The following is a 19248-nucleotide window of genomic DNA, read 5'->3' on the forward strand; positions in this document are numbered from 1 at the left end:
CGCGAGCCCGGCATCCCCCCGCCCGCCTTCCACTCCACCGCCGCCGCCCCGGCGATGCCGGATCCCGCGCCGGCGCCGTCCGATGCCGCGCCGCCGCCGATCACCGTCCCGCCGTCCACTTTCACGCCGCCTCCGCGGCCGACGCCGGAGCCGTCCGGGCCGGGGCGCGCGAACATGCCGTTCTTCGGCGAGATGCCACGCGGCGGCGCGGACCCGCGTGCGGGGATCTCGCGCGAGAACCGCGACGCGGTGCCGCCGGCGGACGCGGACCCCGACCAGCCGGAGGGGGCGTGATCAGCGTGATCCGGCTGGCGGCGTTCGACCTGCGCTACCAGCTGCGGCGGGTGGCCACCTGGGTGTACTTCGTCATCTTCGCCCTGGTCGGCTTCCTGGTGATCGCCGCGGCGGGCGGGGCCTTCGGCGGCGACACGGGGTCGGCGGTGCTGGTGGTCAACTCGCCGTACCGCATCGCCACGCTGCTGCAGCTGCTTTCCGTCCTCGGCGTGCCCATCACCGCCGCGCTGGCGGGGAACGCCGTGTACCGCGACTTCCAGACGGGCGCGTATCCGCTCTTCTTCACCACGCCCATCAGGCCCGCCAGCTACCTGGCCGGGCGCTGGCTGGGCGCCGTGCTGGCGAACCTGGCCTGCTTCGGCGGCGGCGTGCTGGGCATCCTGCTGGCCTGCGTGTGGCCCACGGTGCACCGCGACCGCGTGGGGCCGATGGACCCGCTGGCGTTCCTCATCCCCCTGGCCGTCCTGGTTCTTCCCAACCTCCTCTCCACCGCGGCCATCTTCGTCACGCTGACGGCGCTCACGCGGCGGATGCTGCCGGCGTACGTGGGCGGGGTGGCGCTGCTGCTGGGGTGGGCGGTGTCGCAGGTGTTCGTGAGCCTGGTGGGCGACGACACGGTGGAGCGGCTGGCGGACCCGTTCGCGATCACGGCGGTGCAGAAGGCCACGCGCTACTGGACGGTGATCGAGCAGAACACCGTGCGCATCCCGCTGGACAGCCTGCTGATCGCCAACCGCGCGATCTGGCTGGCCGTGGGGGCGCTGATGTTCGCGCTGGGCGCCCTCCTCTTCCGCTTCCGCCAAGCGGGCGACACGGACCGCACGCGGCGGTGGCAGCCGGGGTTCGCGGAAGCCGCGCCCCCGCCGCTGCGCGTGCCCGACGCGCGGCGCTCGTTCGCGTTCTCCGCGCGGCTGCAGCAGCTGGCGGCCGAGACGCGGCGCTCGGTGCGCGAGGTGGTGTTCAACGTCTGGTTCCCGCTGCTGATCGGCGTCTGCCTCACCTTCGTGGCCATCGGCGGGACGCAGGTGGGAACGATCTACGGGACGCGGACCTTCCCCGTGACCTACAAGGTGGTGGAGCTGGTGCAGGGCACCTTCGTGCTCTTCATCGTCATCATCATCGCCTTCTACGCCGGCGAGCTGGTGTGGAACGAGCGCGAGCGCCGCGCGGCCGGCATCCACGACGCGCTCCCCGTCCCCACCTGGGTGCCGTTCCTGGCCCGCCTCTTCGCCCTGATCGCCGTCGTCCTCGGCCTGCAGGCGGCTTCGATGGCGTGCGGGATCGGGATCCAGGCGGCGCACGGGTACTTCCGCTTCGAGCCGGGGCTGTACCTGTGCGAGCTGTTCGTGCACCAGCTGCTGGGGAGCCTCCTTCCCGTGGTTTTCCTCGCGCTGCTGGTGCAGACGCTGGTGAACCACAAGTACGTGGGGCACCTCATCGTCATCCTGGTCTTCGTGGGCCAGGGGCTGCTGTACTACCTGCTCGGCATCAAGCACAACCTGCTGATGTACGGCAGCACGCCCACGCTGGTGTACTCGGACATGAACGGCTTCGGCCGCAGCGAGGGGCCGTGGGCGTGGTTCGCGCTCTACTGGCTGCTGGTCGGCGCGCTCCTCCTCGTGCTGGCCAACCTGTTCTGGGTGCGGGGGCAGGAGACGGGGATGCGCTGGCGCGTGCGGCTGGCGCGGCGGCGGCTGACGCCCGGGCTGCTGGGGATTGCGGGCGGCGTGCTGGCCCTGGTCCTGGCGACGGGGGGATGGATTTTCTACAACACCAACGTCCTGAACCACTTCGAGACGGAGAAGGAGGGGCGGCGCACGCAGGCGGACTACGAGAAGCGGTACAAGCGCTTCGAGTGGGTGCCGCAGCCGCGCCTGACCGCGGCGGTGCTGAACGTGGACGTGTACCCCGGCACCGGCGACCTGCGGCTGCGGGGGACGTACACGCTGACCAACAAGACGGCGCAGCCGATCGACTCGCTGCACGTGGACGTCCCCAACTCGCTCGGCGTGCGGCTGCTGGCGCCGGACGCTCCCGCGCGCCGCGTGATCGGCGACTCGGCGAGCGGCTACTACGTCTTCCGCCTCGAGCGTCCGCTGGCGCCGGGGGATTCGCTGCGGCTGCGCTTCGACCTGCGCCACGACGTGCGGGGGTTCGAGAACGAGCCGTCGTATCTTCCCGTGGCGGGGAACGGCACCTTCTTCAACTCGCAGTACCTCCCCCACATCGGCTACAACGCCGAGGGCGAGCTGACGGACGAGGGCGAGCGGGAGAAGTACGGCCTTCCCGGGCGCCCGCGCGCGGCCAGCATCCACGACCCGCGCGCGCGGACGCGCAACTTCGTGAGCAGCGACGCCGACTGGATCGCCTTCGACGTCACGCTGGGGACGTCGGCCGAGCAGACGGCCGTCGCGCCGGGCTATCTCCGCCGGGCGTGGACGGAGGGGGGACGGCGCTACTTCCGGTACACGATGGACGCGCCGATCCTGAACTTCTACGCCTTCCTCTCCGCGCGGTACGCCGTCCGCCGCGACCGCTGGCGCGGCGTGGCGATCGAGGTCTACTACGACCCGGCGCACGCCTACAACGTGGCGCGGATGATCCGGGCCACGAAGGCGGCGCTGGAGTACTGCACGCGCGAGTTCGGGCCGTACCAGCACCGGCAGGTGCGGATCCTGGAGTTCCCGCGCTACGCGCCGTTCGCGCAGAGCTTCGACAACACCATCCCCTACAGCGAGGCCATCGGCTTCATCGCCGACGTGCGCAAGGACGACATCGACTACCCGTTCTTCGTGACCGCGCACGAGGTGGCGCACCAGTGGTGGGGCCACCAGGAGGCGCCGGCCGACGTGCAGGGCGCGGCCATGCTCAGCGAGACGCTGGCCGAGTACACGGCGCTGATGGTGATGGAGAAGGCGTACGGGCGGGAGAAGATCGGCCGCTTCCTGCGCTACGAGCTCGATCAATATCTCCAGGGCCGCGGCGGCGAGCGGCGGGCCGAGGAACCGCTCGCGCTGGTGGAGAACCAGCAGTACATCCACTACAACAAGGGCGCGCTGGCGATGTACGCGCTGCGCGACTACATCGGCGAGGCGGCGGTGAACCGCGCGCTGCGCTCGTTCCTGGCCGAGTGGCGCTTCCGCGGGCCGCCGTACCCCGTGTCGTACGACCTGGTCCGCCACCTCCGCGCGGAGACGCCGGACTCGCTGCAGTATGTGGTCACCAACCTGTTCGAGCAGGTCACGCTCTGGGACAACCGCACCGTCACCGCCCGCTCGCGCCCGCTCCCCGGTGACTCCACGTACGAGGTGACGCTGACGGTGGAGGCCAGGAAGCTGCTGGCCGACAGCGTGGGGAACGAGGAGCCGCTGCCGGTGAACGACTGGGTGGACGTGGGCGTGTACTCGGGCGCGCGCGCCGTGTACCTGGGCAAGCAGCACCTCACCCGCAGCCCCCAGACCATCCGCGTCACGGTGGACGCGAAGCCCGACAGCGCCGGCGTCGACCCCGAGCACAAGCTCATCGACCGCGACCTGAAGAACAACGTGATCCGGGTGGATGGCGCGTCCGGGGGCGGAGGTGGCCGCGCGGGGCGGCCGTGAGCCTGCCGGATCCACGGCGATCGGCTTCGCCTGCGCCCGAGCGCGCGTATCGGGCGAAACTATTTGATTCGCGGCCGTGTACGCTTTCGCACGTTCGACCCGCCGCTGGCGCGATTTTCAGCTCTGAAGTGGCGATTCGACTGGATTGACGTTTCGTGAGCGACGCCTCTACGATACGCTGCCGGCGTGCGCTGCCACCCGGATCACGCAGCAATTCGTTCCCATCACAACCTGTGAGCGACGAATGAGCAGACACACAGCAGTGCGAATGGCCGGGGCGCTGGTGATCGCGGCCGGAGGTGCCCTCCTGGCGAGCTCTCCCGCCGCGGCGGCATCGAAGGCGAAGACGTCGTGCGACGACTTCGCGGCCGGGTTCGCGGCGGGCGTCTGTGCGAACCAGGGAAAGAGCGTGGTGAGCTACAGCTACTACTGCAGCGGTCCGAACGCGCATCCGCTGCAGATCAGCGTCACCTGCGGGTAGGATGACGGTATTCGGGGAGCGGTGGCAGCGCACCGCTCCACAGGGTTCCTTCCGCCCCGCGCGATTCGGCTTCACCGGAGTGACCGCGAATGCACCTGCGACAAATCTCTCTCCTGGCCGCCCTCCTCGCCCTCCCCGTGACGGCGCGCGCGCAGACGGGCGCGGACGGTTCGGGGCTCCGGACGGTGGTCGTCAGCGGAGCGCCGGCGGAACCGGCCGACGGGATCGTCGTCCAGACGCTCTTCGTGCAGGGCCAGCCCGACAACTTCCCGACCATCGTAAGGGTGGTGCAGGGATCGAACGCGCAGCGCGCCGGCCTGATGGCGGGCGACACCATCGTCAGCGTCGACGGTTGGGATATCCGCGGGCCTCGCCCGTTGTTCGTGGACCGCACGCCCGGGCGTGTCTACACCATGCGCGTCCGCCGCGTGGGCGAGGAGGTGGAGCTCACGTTCGTGTATCCGGCGCCGCCAGCGGCGCCGCCGCCGACTGCAAAGCCGCGGTAGGTCGCGGATCATTGGTCCGGAAACCATTCCTGCCTCGTTCGTGGACCCGCAGCGAGAAGCGCAACTGGCGGAGAGGCGCCGCCGGATGACGGCGGCCCTGCCGATCGTCACCGCCTTCAGCCGCCGGTTGCCACGCGCACGCCTGGCGGCGGCCTGCGCGGTGCTCGCGTGCGCCTGTGCGCCGGCAGCCGCCGCCGCGCAGGGCGGGAGCCGGGTGGCCGGCCGGGTGCTGGACGACCGCAGCGGCACCCCCATCCCCCAGGCACTGGTCCGCATCAGCGGCGAGGGCGCGTCGGTGGCCGACACCACCGACGCGAACGGCCGCTACTCGCTGCCGCTTCCGGCTGGTGGCGGGCCGTTCACGCTGCGCGCGGAGCGCATCGGCTACCGGCCGCTCACGGTCTCGGTCCCGGGCGCCACGCCCATCACCTGGCGCGACCTGCGCCTGGCAACCGAGGCCGTGGCACTCGCGCCCGTGGTCGCGCGCCCCTTCCGCCCCGATCGCCAGGCCGCGCCCCCGGCGTATCCGGGGAGCACCGCGGCCAGCACCCTTTCCTGGAGCGCCGGCACCGTGCCCGTGCAGCCGGGCGACCTTGCCGGGCTCGCGGCGCTGGAGCCGGGGGTGCAGGGGCGCGAGGGCGGCATCTCCTTCTTTGGCCAGCCGCCGTCGCAGACCCGCGTCACCCTGGACGGGGCCACCTTCGGGGCCACCTCGCTCCCGCAGGAGGCGGTGGCCAGCGTGAGCGTGGAGGGGAGCGGCTACGTGGTGTCGCGGGGGCAGTTCTCCGGCGGCACCGTGGCGGCCACCACCCTGGGCGGCACCAACGACTTCGGCGCGGCGGTGCGCTCGAGCTTCAGCCCGCCGGCGCTGCAGTGGCCGGCCGCGTCCCTCGCCGGAAGCCGGAACGAAGCGACCTTCGTGCACGCGGAGGCCGGGATGGGCGGGCCGGTGGTGTGGAACCGGCTCTTCTGGTACGCGGCGGCCAGCGCCTCGCGGCGGACCGCGCCCCTTCTCTCGCTGGAGAGCGCGCCGCCGGCCACGCTGGGTGCCGCCGGGGTCCAGCCGGACTCGGCCGCCGCCCTGCTGGCGACCCTCGGCGGGCTGGGCCTGGCCGGCGCCGGTGGTGGGGATGCGCGCAGCGATGCCGGCTCGTTCCTGGTCCGCATGGACTGGGACGTATCCGAGCGCCACTCGCTCATGCTTCGCCTGGACGGCCGCGGGACGGAGATGGACGGCCTGGGCGCCACCCCGCTCGCCACGGCGGCAAGCGCGGCGTCGCTCCGCGACCGCGCGGGCGGCGTGCTCGCGCGGCTCTCCTCGTACGGAAGCCGGTTCGGCAACGAGCTGAGCGCGTACCGCTCGGAACGGTCGCAGCGCACGGCCGCCGGCGCCGCCGTGCCCGGGGGGCTCGTCGGCACCGGCGGCGACAGCGCGTTCGCCTGGCTGCGCTTCGGCGGCGGGGGCGGCGCCACGCGATCGGCCGGCTCGCTGCTGGAGCTCTCCGACGCTCTGCGCGTGACCGGCGGCGGCGGACACGAATGGCTTGCGGGCGGTGGCGTCTCCCTCGAGTCGGCCAGCACCGGCGGGAGCGGCAACCCGCTGGGGACCTTCACCTTCGCCACCCTGGCCGACCTCCGCGCCGGCCGTCCCGACGCGTTCACCCGCACCCTGGGCGGCCGCGCCGGCCGGGCGCGGGCGGGCTTCGGCGTGCTCTACCTGGGCGACATCTGGACGCGGCCGCGGTTCGCCGTCACCTACGGGCTGCGGCTGGAGCGGCGCTGGTATCCCGGGTCGGGCGACGACGTGCCGCCGGCCGGCCCGTTCGCGTCCGCCGCCCGGCGCATCCCCTCCGGCTGGGGCGTCAGCCCCCGGGCCGGCTTCGCGTGGACGGTGGGGGGATGGAACCTCCACGGCGGTGCCGGCGAGTTCCGCGGCGAGCTGCCGCTGGACGCTGTCGCCTCGCTGCTGGCGGACGGGACGGACGGGGAGGGCGAGCTGCTCTGCCTGGGCGCCGCGGTTCCCTCTCCCGTGTGGGATGCCGGTGGGGAGCCGTCCGCGTGCGCCGGCGGCGCGCCCGCCTTCTCCGCGTTCGCTCCCGCGCTGACCGTCGTGAACCCCGGCTTCGCGGCGCCGCTCACCCGGCGCGCCTCGTTCGGCGCCAGCACCGCGGTGCTCGGCCTGGCCTTCGCGAGCTTCGAGGGATCGCTGACGCGCGGCCTGCACGCATCCGCTGCCCGCGACCTGAACCTGCGCGGGACGCCCGCGTTCACCCTGGCGGGCGAAGGGGGACGGCCGGTCTACGCGCCCGCCGCGCGGATCGACCCGGCTACGGGAATGGCGGCGCCGGGCGCCTCGCGCGCGGACGCGGCGTGGGGGATCGTGCGCGAGATCGGCTCCGGCGCGGGGTCCACCGTGGTGCAGGCCACGGTGCGGGTGAGCCTGCCGTACAACCCGCACCGGATGATCTCCGCGCGCATCCCCCGCCTGGACCTGGCGTACACCTGGACCCGCGCGCGCGACGAGGTGGGCGCGCTCGGCGCGCTGGAGGGCTCGCGGCCCTTCGCCGCGGCGGACCCGCGGGCGACGGTGCGCGGGCCGGCCGATTTCGAGCAGGCGCACGTGCTGCAGGCCCGCGTCGGCTGGACGGCGATCCGCGGCGTGCGGGTGGGCGTGGTGGGGCGGCTCGGCTCCGGCCTGCCCTTTACCCCGCGCGTGGACGGCGACGTGAACGCCGACGGCGCGGCGAACGATCCCGCCTTCGTGTTCGCGCCCGGCGATGCGGCCGGCACCTCGCTGGGGCGGGGGATGGCGGCGCTGCTGGCCGGCGCCCCGGGGCGGATCCGCGCCTGCCTGGAGCGGCAGGCCGGGCGCGTGGCCGGGCGCAACGGCTGCCGCACCGGGTGGACCGCGGGAATGGACCTGCGGGTGGACTACCAGCCGCTCCACCCGCCCCGCCAGCGCGGCCTGCAGCTCTCCCTGGTCACGGAGAACGCGCTCGGGCTGCTGGACCGGCTTGCCCACGGCGCCGCCGACGCACACGGATGGGGCGAGCTCCCGCTCCCCGATGCCACGCTCCTGCGCGTGACCGGGTTCGATCCCGCCGCCGGCGCCTACCGCTACGCCGTGAACCCGCGGTTCGGCCGCCCCGACGCGGCATTCTCCGCGCGGCCGTTCCGGGTGACGCTCGAGGCGCGGGTGGCCGTCGGCAAGGATCCCGCATACCAGCCGCTGCAGCGCCTGATCCGGGGCACCGCCGCCAGCGGCCGCTCGCCGCAGCAGCTCCGGGCGCTGCTCGCGGGCCGCATCCCCAACCTTCCCGCGCAGGTGCTGTCGGTGGACTCGTCGGCGCGGCTGGCGCTGACCGCGGACCAGCGGGCGCGGCTGATCGACCGCGGCGAGGCACTGGGCGCCGTGCTGGCCCCGCTGGCCGACTCGCTGGCCCAGGTGGTGAGCGACGGGGAGACCGGCCGCCGCCGCTTCACCCGTGCCACCGCCCGGCAGCTGGACGGGCTGACCCGCGGGGTCCAGGCAGCGCTCGAGGCCGAGCTCGCGACGATCCGGGAGATCCTGACCCCCGCGCAGTGGTCGCGCCTTCCGGAGGCCATCCGGCTCCCGCCGCACGACTACGTTCCCGCGCGCTGCATCCCCCTGGGCTCCGCCGCGTCGCGGGGATCGGCCGGCTGCGATCAGCAGTAGGGCGGAGCTTTGTCCATCACCCTGCCTGGTCGGGCAGCACTTGGCGCAGACCTGGCAGACGATCCGCGTCCGCGTGGCCGCCCTGCGCCACGGCGCCGGGCGTCGACCCGGAGCACGAACTCATCGACCGCGAGTGAAGAACAACGTGATCCGGCTCACCTCGGGCGCATCCGCGTTCACCCGGGCCTCAGTGAGGCGTCCATGATCGGCGCGATTGCGGGAGACGTGATCGGCTCGGTGTACGAGCACCATCCGGCGGACGGTCCCGATTTCCGTCCGCTGGTGGCCGAGCGCGCGTGCTTCACCGACGACACGGTGCTCACCGTGGCCACCGCGGATGCGATCCTGCACGGTGGCGACTACGCCGCGGCGTACCGGGCGTGGGGGACGCGGTATCCGCGGGCGGGCTACGGGGGATCGTTCCGGCAGTGGCTGGCCACGCCCGGCGCCGGACCCTACAACAGCTGGGGGAACGGCAGCGCGATGCGCGTAAGCCCGGTCGGCTGGGCCTTCGGCTCGGAAACCGACGTGCTGCGCGAGGCGGCCCGGAGCGCCGCCGTCACGCACGACCATGCGGAAGGGATCAAGGGGGCGCGGGCGGTCGCGCTCGCGGTGTTCATGGCCCGCGGCGGTGCGGAGAAGGACGAGATCCGGCGCGAGATCTCGGACCGTTTCGGCTACGACCTGGCGCGGACGGTCGACGAGATCCGGCCGGACTACGGGTTCCACGTCTCCTGCATGAAATCCGTCCCCGAGGCGCTCGTCGTGTTCCTGGACTCGGTGGATCCGGAGCACGCCATCCGCCTGGCGGTGTCGCTGGGCGGGGATGCCGACACGCAGGCCGCGATCGCCGGCTCGGTCGCGGAGGCGTTCTATCGCGGCGGCATCCCGGAGCCGGTGCGTGCGCCGGTGCTGGAGCGGCTCACTCCCGACCTGCGCGCGATCGTCGACGCGTTCGAAACCCGGTTCGTTCGCCCCGCCCAGAACGTATCGGACTGACCCGTGCAGAAGCCGTGCGCTTCGTGCGGCTCTCCTGCGCGCGACGAGGAGCGCGGTACGAGCGCCCCTCGCCCGTCATGCGCATGGCATCATTGTCATCGAGGGTGTTCGATTTTACATTCGTGTTCGGAAATTTTCGAACATAGGAAAAAACCGAACGATTGCACGTGACCGCCCTCGACGTGATGAAACAGGCAGGCGCGATGATTCAGGAACGTTCGGGGTTTCCCGTCGACGTCGTTCCCGATGCGACGACCGCGCCGGCAGGATCGGCTCGCGGGACGTTCCACCTGGGCGGCCCCAGCCGATGGAACTTCCGCGTCGAATCGAAAGCGGCGTGGACCGAAGCCGAACTGCAGCTCGTGTCGTCCCGCTCCGAGCCGGAGGAGGATTCCCCTCTTCTGGCGGTCGCGCGCTCCTTCGGCCGCGATGCGCTGGCGCGCTTGCGCACGGCGGGCGTGAGCCACGCCGATTTGAAAGGGAACATCTTCTTGCGAGGTGAAGGACTGTACCTGTGGCTTCCGGCGGACCGGCGGCTCCCCGCACGGCAGCCACGAGGCGAGCAGCGGATCAACCCGTTCTTCAAGCGCGCCTCGCTAGTGCTCCGCGCGTTGCTCGAGGACCCGCGCCGCGCGTGGGGTGTGCGCGAGCTCGCCGCGGAAATCGCCGTGTCCGCCGGGCACGTTTCCGAGATCGCGCGGGCGCTGGCCGACCGTGGGTACGCGCGCGCGCCCGGAGGAAAGTGGCAGCTCGGCGACCCGGTTGCCGCGTTGCGAGACTGGGCGGGGCGATACGACTGGAGGCGGAACCAGGTGCTTTCGTACGCGGTGCCGTTCGAGCCCGGCGAGGTCGTTCCGAAAGTGGCGGCGGTGCTGGGCGGCGCAGGAGTGCACTTCGCGTTCACACTCCTCGCGGGCGCGGACCTGGTTGCGCCGAACGTTCAGCATGGGCAGACGCACCTCTACGTCGAAGAGTCGAAGCTGGAGGATGCTGCCGCCCTGCTCCGCGACCGGATGTACGCCGAGCCGGTCGCCAGCGGAGGGACGCTTCACCTGCTACGCCCATACTACGGGCGAGCGGCGTTCTATGGGGAGCGCGAGGCCGGTGGGCTGCCGGTCGTCTCGAACGTGCAGCTCTTTCTGGACCTGCTGCGGTTCCCGCTCCGCGGCGCGGAAGCCGCGCGCGCCGTGGCCCTCGGACCGCTGGCCGCGCAGCTCGGCTTGATCCGGCACGACGCGTCCGCGCTCGCGTCGCTGGCGGAGTAGGCGATGGCGTCGGCCGCCGAGGTCTTCGCGCGCACGGTGCTCGCGTTTCAGCCTTACGCCGATGAGATCGTGTTCATCGGCGGCTGGGTGCACGCGCTGTATCTCGCGGAGGCGAACGCATCGGACCGGCCGGTGCGGACGGAAGACATCGACGTCACGCTGCCCTCCACGCTCCTGGCGGCGGACCGCCCGACCCTGCTCGAGCTCGCGTCGGCGGCGCGATACGAGGTGCAGGAGATCGGCACCGAGAGTGGCGTTTTCGAGATCTTTCAGCAGGGCGCCGACGGAGCGGTGATCGAGCTCGACCTCCTCACCGAATCCCCCGATCCGCTCACGCCCGTGGAGATCGAGGGGCAGCAGGGGCTGACGGTGCACGGCTATCCCGGGCAGCAGATCCTGCTGGAGAACGCGCGGTGGATCAGCGTGGGCCCCGAGATCCACCCGCTGCTCGCACCGGCGTGCCGCATCCGCGTACCGTCGATCGCCGCGTACATGCTGGGGAAAGGGCTTTCTTCATCCACGCGCACACGGATCTCGAAGAAGGCGAAGGATCTGGTTTACCTCTTCGAGATCGCTCGTCATCCGGCGCTTGGAGCCAACGCAACGCGGGAGCTGCGCGCGTTGGGAGCGCGATATCCCAGCGCCTTCGCTGCATGGCGGCGCCATCTCGAAACGACGCTGACCGATGTTCGCTTGCTGGACGAAGTCGTGGAGCAGTTGCTGCTCGGATTTCGGGTGATCGGATCCGGCGAGCAGGTCCGGGCAACGGTCGTCGCGCGTATCCGCCGATTGCTCGGCGAAACCGCAATCTGAGCCACTCGCCGGGCGGAGTTCGCGCGGGGACAAGATCCGGTCGCACGCGGGCGGCGTATCGCCGCAACCCCTCAAAAGTTTCGTTGACGCAGGGGGGACAGGGGCTTAGCGTGGACGTCGAGGGCAGGGCGCCGGGCCGGACGGTTCGCATCCGGTTGAAGCCGTGAGCTTCGTGCGGGCCCCTCCCGCGCGCGAAACGAGTCTGGATGGCCAAACCCGCGCCGGTCCCGACGCCCGCCCCTCCACTTCCCAAACCCACCCGCGGCCGGGGCATCCACGCCCCGGCCGCGCGTCATCCCCCTCCCGTTCCGCCGGATCCCATGCTCCGCATCGCACCCCTCGCCGCCGTGCTGGCCGCGCTCCCGCTGGCGGCGCAGCAGCCCGCGCCGGGCGACTCCATCCCCCTGTTCACCAACCTGGGCGCGCTGCACCACGCCGTCACCGCCACGCCGGCGGCGCAGGCGTACTTCGACCAGGGCCTGAGGCTGATGTACGGCTTCAACCACGAGGAGGCGATCAACTCCTTCCGGCAGGGGGCGAAGCTCGATCCGGATTGCGCCATGTGCCACTGGGGGATCGCGCTCGCGCTCGGCCCCAACATCAACGCGCCGATGGACCCGTCGCTGGAGAAGCAGGCCGCGGACGAGGTCGCCGCCGCGCAGGCGCTGTCCGCGCGGCTGACGGAGCCCGAGCGCGCGTACATCGCCGCGGCGGCGCGGCGCTACTCTGCCTCCGCGGGCGAGAACCGCGCGCCGCTGGACTCGGCGTACGCGGCCGCGATGCGCGATGTGGCCCGGCGGTACCCCGGCGACGCCGACGCGCAGGCGCTCTTCGCCGAGGCGATGCTGGACCTGAGCCCGTGGGACAACTGGTCGTCCGATGGCGCGCCGAAGCCGGGGACGGAGGAGCTGGTCGCCGCGCTGGAGGGCGCGCTGGCGCGGCATCCCGATCACCCCGGCGCCTGCCACTTCTACATCCACGCGGTCGAGGCGTCGCTGCACCCCGAGCGGGCGCTTGCCTGCGCCGAGCGCCTTCCCGCGCTGATGCCGGGGGCCGGGCACCTCGTCCACATGCCCGCGCACCTGTACATGCGCGTGGGCCGGTACGCGGACGCCACCCTGGCCAACGAGCACGCCGCGCACACCGACCAGGCGTACATCGCCGACCGGCAGCCGAAGGGGATGTATCCCTTCTACCTCTTCCACAACCTGGATTTCCTGCGCGCCGCGGCGGCCATGGAAGGGCGCAGCGCCGAGGCGATCGGCACCGCACAGGGGATCGTGCAGCAGATCACGCCGGAGCTGGCGCGGCAGGTGGGGCAGGCGGAGATGTCGATGCCCTCGCACGCCCTGGCCCTCGCGCGCTTCGGCCGCTGGAGCGAGGTGCTGGCCGAGCCCGCGCCGCCCGCGGACCTTCGCTACGCGCTGGGGATCTGGCACTACGCGCGCGGGCTGGCCTTCGCGGGAACGGGCCGCTTCGCCGAGGCCGCGGCGGAGCTGGACAGCGTGACGGCGATCGAGGCGTCGGTGCCGGCGGACAAGCTGCTCGGCTTCCACCGCGCGAAGGACCTGCTCGGGATCGCGCACCACGCGCTGGCGGGGGAGATCGCGCTGCGGCGGGGGCGCGCGGCCGAGGCGGTGCCGCACCTGGAGGCCGCCGTGCGGATGCAGGACGCGCTGCGCTACGACGAGCCGCCGCCCTGGTACTATCCCGTGCGCCAGTCGCTGGGCGCGGCGCTGCTGGCTGCCAATCGCCCCGCGGACGCGGAGCGCGCGTATCGCGACGACCTGCTGCGCAACCCGAAAAACGGCTGGTCGCTCTACGGCCTGGGCCAGGCGCTCCGCGCGCAGCACAAGGACGATGCCGAGATTCACCGCCAGTTCACCGCCGCGTGGTCGCGCGCGGACGTGACGCTGGCGTCGTCGCGGTTCTGATACCGGATTCGGGGATCGATGGTGCAATCCGGAAGCGCACGTGCGACCTCACCTGTAGATCCTTCGGCCTGCCGTCATTCGTGTGAACGCAATGACGGTGTGGCCGGCCTGAATAGAAAGTCAGTCCAGATTGTGTTATTCTGGGCGCCCGACTTTCATCCTCTGTGGTCGCGCGCAGCGCGGTGTCCGACTCAGGATGACGTCGCTGTGCGTTTGTAATGCACAGGTGATTGCCAGATCCGGTATGAGAAAAACAGCGGGGCACCCCGATGACGGCCTGGGTGATCCGCATCCGCGGAGCCTGGCCGCGCATCATCCCGAAATCCGGGGCTCCAGCTCCATCGCCCCGGCCAGCAGCTCGTAGGAGCGGCGGCGGGCGGCGAAGTCGTGCATCACCGTGACGGCCATCATCTCCTCCACCCCGCAGTGATCGGCGATGCGGAGGAGCTCGGCGCGCACCTCGCCGGGCGTGCCCGCCACGATCCGGGCGCCGTCCTGCCCCGGCGGCGGCGGCTGCCAGCCGGGCTCCAGCTCCGCCAGCGCCTCGTCGGGCGAGGGGATGCCGCGGTCGTAGCCGCGCATGATCCGCCGCCGCCACAGCTCGCCGCCGGAGGCCAGCCGCCGCGCCTCGTCGCGCGTTTCCGCGCAGATGACGCTCACCGCCACGCTCGCGCGCGGCGCCGGGAGGTGCGCGGAGGGGCGGAAGCGCTCGCGGTACGCGCGGACGAACGGCGCCGCATCGACCCCGCTGATGAACTGCGCGAACGCGAACGACGTCCCATGCTCCGCGGCGATGTAGCCGCCGTCGCCGCCGGAGCCGAGGAGCCACAGGTCCGGCACCGAATCGCCGCGCGGCATGGCGCGCACGCGGCCCCACGGGTGCGCGCTGCGGTCGAAGGTGTTGCCCAGCCACCCGGCCAGGTCCTCCACCTGCTGCGGAAACGCCTCGATGGGCACCGCGCCGCGCCCGTACTGCAGCGCCTGCACGGTGCGCATGTCGCCGCCGGGCGCGCGCCCCACGGCCAGGTCGATGCGCCCGGGAAAGAGCGTTTCCAGCACGCGGAACTGCTCGGCGATCTTGAACGGCGAGTAGTGCGTCAGCAGCACGCCGCCGGTGCCCACGCGCATCTCGCGCGTGGCGGCGGCCACCATGGGCAGCAGCACCTCGGGCGCCGAGCCGGCGAAGGAGTTGGTGCTGTGGTGCTCGGCCAGCCAGTAGCGCGAGTAGCCCAGCCGCTCGCAGAGCCGCGCCAGCTCCAGCGTCTCGCGCAGCGCGTCGGCGCCGGTGCCGCCGGTGCGCACCGGGCTCTGGTCCACCACTCCGATCTTCAGCGGCGCCATCGGATTCCGACTGTGTGGGACGACGATCCTGCGGAGCGGTGAAGGTGCGGCGTGGCGCGGTGTCTCGCAACGACGGGAAATCTCCCACACGGGGACTCCCCCACGCCGGGGATCGGAAGATGTGGGGCAAGGCGGCCTCACCTGGGGGCCCTCACCCGAAAAATGGAGGAGGAGATGACAAACCGCCGTCATCTCCTCCTCCATTTTTCGACCTCTCCCAAAACAGCCTGGGAGAGGTAACCGCGAACCGCCGACGCGGAGACGCGGAGGAGCAGGGCAAGCACCTCCGCGACTCCGCGTCTCCGCGTGAGATCCCGCGATGCTGGAGGGCATGCGGAGGCGGCGGAGAACTCCGCGCGGCGCGTCGGGGTACGCGGAAAACGCGAGACCGAAAGGATTTGCAAGGAGACGAGGACCGATCGTGCGAACGCCCCGCAACCCATCGTCCCGGCCCTCGCCGGTGGACGTGTTCGAGTACGAGCTGGTGCAGGAGAAGGCGGCCACGCTGTCGCGCCTGGGCCGCCGCGCCGCCGCCGCGCTGGACGCGCTGAAGGCCTTCGACGCCGCGCCCGATGCGAGCCAGTCGCGCGACGAGCTGGTGGACGCGGCGGGGCAGGCGTGGTGGTACTACGTGGTCCAGCGCGAGGTCTGCGGCTTCCGCGACAGCGAGGGGCTGCTGCGGCAGCTGGGCGTGCCGCGCGAGGTGCGGCTGCGCATGGGCGTGTTCCCGCCGCGCGCGAAATAGGCGCGGCGCTTGAGAAAGCTCGCATCTCCGTTTAGTTTCCAGCCGTTCGGGGGTCGGTAGCTCAGCCGGTAGAGCACCGGACTTTTAATCCGATGGTCGTGGGTTCGAGTCCCACCCGACCCATCTCTCGACAGGCAGCCCCGGGAGCGGAGACGCTTCCGGGGCTGTTTCGCGCTCCCTCCGGCCGACAAATCCATTACATCATCCGTACGAAACGCCAACCACGCCCGCGCCGGCTGCGGACATCGTTCATCACGGCGCCGCCGTCTTCCTCCCGTCCCCCGATCCCGATTTCCACCGCATGGCGACCCAGACCGTCGTTCCCGGCCCCCTGTCCGCTCCCGCCGCCGCGCCGCCGCCGGCGCGGCGGGCGCGGATCGACAGCGTGGACCTGCTCCGCGGCGCCGTGATGGTGCTGATGCTGCTGGACCACACGCGCGAGTTCGTGCACCGCGACGCGCCGTTCTTCGACGCGGCCGACCTTTCGCGGACCACGGTGGTGCTCTTCATCACCCGCTGGGTCACGCACTTCTGCGCGCCGGCGTTCGTGCTGCTGGCGGGCACCGGGGCCGCCCTGCAGGTGGTGCGCGGAAAGCCCAAGGGCGAGCTCGCGCGCTTCCTGGTCACCCGCGGCGCGTGGCTCATCCTGCTGGAGCTCACCGTCATCCGCTTCGGGGTGGTGTTCGACCTGGACTACCGCGCGTTCCCGGGGATGCTGCAGGTGATCTGGGCGATCGGGGTGTCGATGATGGTGCTGGCGGCGCTCATCCGCCTGCCCACGCGGTGGATCGCGGCCATCGGCGTGGCGATCGTGGCGCTGCACAACCTCACCGATGCGGTGCGGGTGGCGGGCCCGGAGCCCGGCGGCCTGGGCGCGCTGTGGATGGTGCTGCACCAGCCCGGCTTTGCCAGGGTGCTGGGGATCCGGATGCTGGTGCTGTATCCGGTGCTCCCGTGGATCGGCGTCTTCCTCTGCGGATACGCGCTGGGGCACGTCTACAGGTGGGACGCGGAGCGGCGGTGGCGCCTGCTGGTGCGGCTGGGGGCGGGGATGACGGCCGGCTTCGTCCTCCTGCGCCTGACGAACCTGTACGGCAACCCGTTCCCCTGGTCGCCGCAGAAGAACGCCGTGTTCACCGTCCTCTCGTTCGTCAACACCAGCAAGTATCCGCCCTCGCTGCTGTTCATCCTGATGACGCTGGGCCCCGCGCTGCTGATGCTGGCGTGGGCGGAGAGGACGCGCCGCGGTCCGGCGGGAAGCGCGCTGGTGACCTTCGGCCGCGTGCCGATGTTCTTCTACCTGCTGCAGTGGCCCGTGGCCCACGGGCTGGCGCTGCTGATCTCGATGGCCGCGGGGAAGCCGACCAGCCACCTCTTCGGCTTTCCCGGCGCGCACCCGCCCCAGCCCGGCGCCGGCTTCGGCCTGGGGGTGGCCTACCTGTGCTGGGCCGCCGGCGTCGCGATGCTGTATCCCCTCTGCCGCTGGTTCGCCGGCGTGAAGCGGCGCCGCGACGACTGGTGGCTGAGCTACCTCTGATGCGAGGGCCCGCCGGGATGCGTCCCGGCGGGCCCTTTCGCTCCGCAGCCCGTCCGGCCGGCTCAGAGCTCGGCGAGGGTGCAGGTGGGGGCGCCGAACGAAACGCACGAGCGCGCGGCGCAGCGCGTTTCCAGCACGCAGGTGTGCCCCTGCGTGGCGAAGTGCCCGCGAACGGTGCCCGGCGCGCCGTCCTGCAGCGCGGCGGTGGGGAAGCTCTCCACGCGCAGCTCGTCGGGCGACAGCAGCAGCTTCTTCATCGCTCCTCCCGGGTGTGATGGGGATGCACGGAGCCGGGCGACGGCACGCCGAAGCGCGGGCCGCCGCCGCTCCCGAGGCCGATGATGGTGGGATCACCCGCAAGATCCCGCAGGGGCCGCCGCGTGTCAATCGTCGCGTGAAACGGCCGTATGATCTCCTCCCCGGACCCGTCCCGCGCCAGTGCCGTGGCCGGCCGACATCGTTGCATCTCCCGAAAGATCCCTGCACGATTCCTCTCCGCGGCGCCGGCGTGGATTCGCACGCGTCGCGGCGCACGTCCCGGCTTCATGTGATCCACCTTCATCCCACCGCCGGAGGTAGAGATGAACCCCATCGCCAGCACCCGCACGACCGTTCTGGACGTGGTCCGCGACGCCGCCGATCTCTTCCACCGCCGCGGCGACGGGCACGAGGTGGACGGGCTGGAGGAGGTGTCGCCGGAGGTGGCGTCGCTGCTCTCGCGCGAGCTGCGGACGGCGGACGAATGGGCCCGCTCGCCCACCGGCGAGGCCGAGGAAGAGGACGAGATGGAGGGCGGCGACGACTACGTGTCGCACGACCCGGTCATCGCGCTGGTGCAGGCGGCGCTGGACGAGCACGCCGACGAGCATCCGCAGGAGAAGCACGGCAAGGGCGTCTCGCTGCTGCGGCTGATCGCGCGGGTGCTGGGAAAGCGCGCGGAGAACTACGTGGAGTTCAGGAAGCCGGAGTCGCTGGACGGCGACGTGTTCGACCTGCCGGAGAGCTGCCGCGTCGCCCTCGTGGGCGACTGGGGGACGGCGAAGGACCGCGCGCGCCGCGTGGCCCGGGCGATCGCCGCGCGCCGCCCCGACCACATCATCCACCTGGGCGACATCTATCCCTCGGGGACGCGGTCGCGGGCCCACAAGCGGTTCATCGACGTGTGGATGGAGGAGGTGGGGAGCGGCCCGAAGTACTGGGCGATGAACGGCAACCACGAGATGAACGCGAACGGCGAGGGGTACTTCCTGGACGTGCTTCCCTGGTGCGGCCAGCGGGCGAGCTTCTTCTGCCTGCGCAACGAGCACTGGAAGCTGATCGCCATCGACAGCGCGTACGCCGACCACGACCTGGAGCCGTCGCAGTTCGACTGGCTGATGCACCAGCTTTCGAACGGCCCCGACAACAACATCCTGCTCAGCCACCACCAGATGTTCTCGGCGGTGGACCGCCGCCCGCGGCGGAACGCGCACAAGCTGCCCGCCAGGCTGCAGCCGGCGGTGGACACGGGCCGCATCTTCGGGTGGTTCTGGGGGCACGAGCACCGCAGCCTGTACTACACGCGCGATCCGCGCTTCGGGAACTACCTGGCGCGCTGCATCGGCCACGGCGGCAAGCGCGTCCGCATCACCCACAACGTGCACCTGGGGCCGGAGTTCGCGCCGCCGGTGGCGCACTACTGGAACGTGCCGCGCCCGGACCGCGACGACCGCGCCATGAACGGCTTCGCCCTGCTCACATTCGACGGCTCCCGGCTGACCATCGAGTACGTGGACGAGACGGGGCGGACGTGCTTCACCGAGATCTGGCCCGACACGCCGATCGTCTGAGCCGGGCCGAGACCCGCGTTCGCTCCCGCCGTCGGGCTCGACCCGTGGCCTCGAGCACTTCCCCGGGACCCGCCGCCACGGTACCGTTGTTCACGGATCCGCCGCTCTGGTGTGACCGTCTCCCCTCGGCAAGGAATCCATGCGCACCGCCCATACACCCGCCGAGCGAGAGCGCAAGCCGTGGGTGCGCCCGGGGATCACGGAG

The 19248-nt window shown here is 72.0% G+C and carries 13 protein-coding genes and 1 tRNA gene; 12 read left to right on the top strand and 2 right to left on the bottom strand.

The genetic code is table 11. From position 1 onward, the window contains the following. Positions 1-290: 290 nt before the first annotated feature. From VLK66_RS09965 to VLK66_RS10000, 8 genes are all read left to right on the top strand, one after another. Entirely contained in the window at positions 291-3896 is a 3606-nt protein-coding gene (locus VLK66_RS09965) for a M1 family aminopeptidase (protein WP_325309254.1), read from the top strand. Between the two features lie 262 nt (positions 3897-4158). Beyond that, complete coding sequence (locus tag VLK66_RS09970; protein WP_325309255.1) at positions 4159-4377, top strand: hypothetical protein; 219 nt, start codon at positions 4159-4161, stop codon at positions 4375-4377. Between the two features lie 89 nt (positions 4378-4466). Further along, entirely contained in the window at positions 4467-4883 is a 417-nt protein-coding gene (locus VLK66_RS09975) for a PDZ domain-containing protein (RefSeq protein ID WP_325309256.1), read from the top strand. Between the two features lie 85 nt (positions 4884-4968). After that, positions 4969-8580 carry a carboxypeptidase regulatory-like domain-containing protein gene (locus tag VLK66_RS09980; protein ID WP_325309257.1) on the top strand — a complete coding sequence of 1204 codons (3612 nt, stop codon included), beginning with the start codon at positions 4969-4971 and terminating at the stop codon, positions 8578-8580. Positions 8581-8781: 201 nt separating this feature from the next. Further along, entirely contained in the window at positions 8782-9579 is a 798-nt protein-coding gene (locus VLK66_RS09985; protein ID WP_325309258.1) for an ADP-ribosylglycohydrolase family protein, read from the top strand. 167 nt (positions 9580-9746) lie between these two features. Next, the gene (locus tag VLK66_RS09990; protein ID WP_325309259.1) at positions 9747-10844 is read left to right on the top strand and encodes a type IV toxin-antitoxin system AbiEi family antitoxin; all 1098 of its coding nucleotides are present in this window, start codon (positions 9747-9749) and stop codon (positions 10842-10844) included. A 3-nt stretch (positions 10845-10847) separates the two neighbouring features. Next, a complete protein-coding gene (locus tag VLK66_RS09995) occupies positions 10848-11657 on the top strand; it encodes a nucleotidyl transferase AbiEii/AbiGii toxin family protein (RefSeq protein WP_325309260.1) in 810 nt (269 codons plus the stop codon). Between the two features lie 320 nt (positions 11658-11977). Continuing rightward, positions 11978-13591 carry a hypothetical protein gene (locus tag VLK66_RS10000; RefSeq protein ID WP_325309261.1) on the top strand — a complete coding sequence of 538 codons (1614 nt, stop codon included), beginning with the start codon at positions 11978-11980 and terminating at the stop codon, positions 13589-13591. 312 nt (positions 13592-13903) lie between these two features. Here VLK66_RS10000 and VLK66_RS10005 read toward each other — a convergent pair whose 3' ends face one another. After that, positions 13904-14932, bottom strand: a complete 1029-nt coding sequence (locus tag VLK66_RS10005; RefSeq protein WP_325309262.1) for an LLM class flavin-dependent oxidoreductase — start codon at positions 14930-14932, stop codon at positions 13904-13906. A gap of 421 nt (positions 14933-15353) precedes the next feature. Between VLK66_RS10005 and VLK66_RS10010 the strand changes: the two genes are divergently transcribed. The 3 genes from VLK66_RS10010 to VLK66_RS10020 all read left to right on the top strand — a co-directional run bounded on the left by VLK66_RS10010 (position 15354) and on the right by VLK66_RS10020 (position 17214). Then, positions 15354-15677 carry a DUF6665 family protein gene (locus tag VLK66_RS10010; protein WP_325309263.1) on the top strand — a complete coding sequence of 108 codons (324 nt, stop codon included), beginning with the start codon at positions 15354-15356 and terminating at the stop codon, positions 15675-15677. 50 nt (positions 15678-15727) lie between these two features. Then, a tRNA-Lys gene (locus VLK66_RS10015) sits at positions 15728-15800 on the top strand. Positions 15801-15978: 178 nt separating this feature from the next. Then, positions 15979-17214 carry a DUF1624 domain-containing protein gene (locus tag VLK66_RS10020; protein WP_325309264.1) on the top strand — a complete coding sequence of 412 codons (1236 nt, stop codon included), beginning with the start codon at positions 15979-15981 and terminating at the stop codon, positions 17212-17214. Between the two features lie 62 nt (positions 17215-17276). On the opposite strand, the gene VLK66_RS10025 is transcribed toward VLK66_RS10020, so the two are convergent. Further along, a complete protein-coding gene (locus tag VLK66_RS10025) occupies positions 17277-17471 on the bottom strand; it encodes a hypothetical protein (RefSeq protein ID WP_325309265.1) in 195 nt (64 codons plus the stop codon). Positions 17472-17795: 324 nt separating this feature from the next. On the opposite strand from VLK66_RS10025, the gene VLK66_RS10030 reads away from it, so the two are divergent. Then, positions 17796-19043 (top strand): metallophosphoesterase family protein, encoded by a 1248-nt coding sequence (locus VLK66_RS10030; RefSeq protein WP_325309266.1) that lies wholly within the window; start codon positions 17796-17798, stop codon positions 19041-19043. The last annotated feature ends 205 nt before the right edge of the window (positions 19044-19248 follow it).

Origin of the sequence: Longimicrobium sp. (genome assembly GCF_035474595.1) — a bacterium.
Classification (GTDB): Bacteria; Gemmatimonadota; Gemmatimonadetes; order Longimicrobiales; family Longimicrobiaceae; genus Longimicrobium.

Coding starts and splice junctions, on each gene's coding strand:
- VLK66_RS10000 (WP_325309261.1), top strand. CDS start 11,978: ATGCTCCGCATCGCACCCCTCGCCGCCGTGCTGGCCGCGCTCCCGCTG.
- VLK66_RS09975 (WP_325309256.1), top strand. CDS start 4,467: ATGCACCTGCGACAAATCTCTCTCCTGGCCGCCCTCCTCGCCCTCCCC.
- VLK66_RS10030 (WP_325309266.1), top strand. CDS start 17,796: ATGAACCCCATCGCCAGCACCCGCACGACCGTTCTGGACGTGGTCCGC.
- VLK66_RS10020 (WP_325309264.1), top strand. CDS start 15,979: ATGGCGACCCAGACCGTCGTTCCCGGCCCCCTGTCCGCTCCCGCCGCC.
- VLK66_RS10005 (WP_325309262.1), bottom strand. CDS start 14,932: ATGGCGCCGCTGAAGATCGGAGTGGTGGACCAGAGCCCGGTGCGCACC.
- VLK66_RS09995 (WP_325309260.1), top strand. CDS start 10,848: ATGGCGTCGGCCGCCGAGGTCTTCGCGCGCACGGTGCTCGCGTTTCAG.
- VLK66_RS09985 (WP_325309258.1), top strand. CDS start 8,782: ATGATCGGCGCGATTGCGGGAGACGTGATCGGCTCGGTGTACGAGCAC.
- VLK66_RS10025 (WP_325309265.1), bottom strand. CDS start 17,471: ATGAAGAAGCTGCTGCTGTCGCCCGACGAGCTGCGCGTGGAGAGCTTC.
- VLK66_RS09980 (WP_325309257.1), top strand. CDS start 4,969: ATGACGGCGGCCCTGCCGATCGTCACCGCCTTCAGCCGCCGGTTGCCA.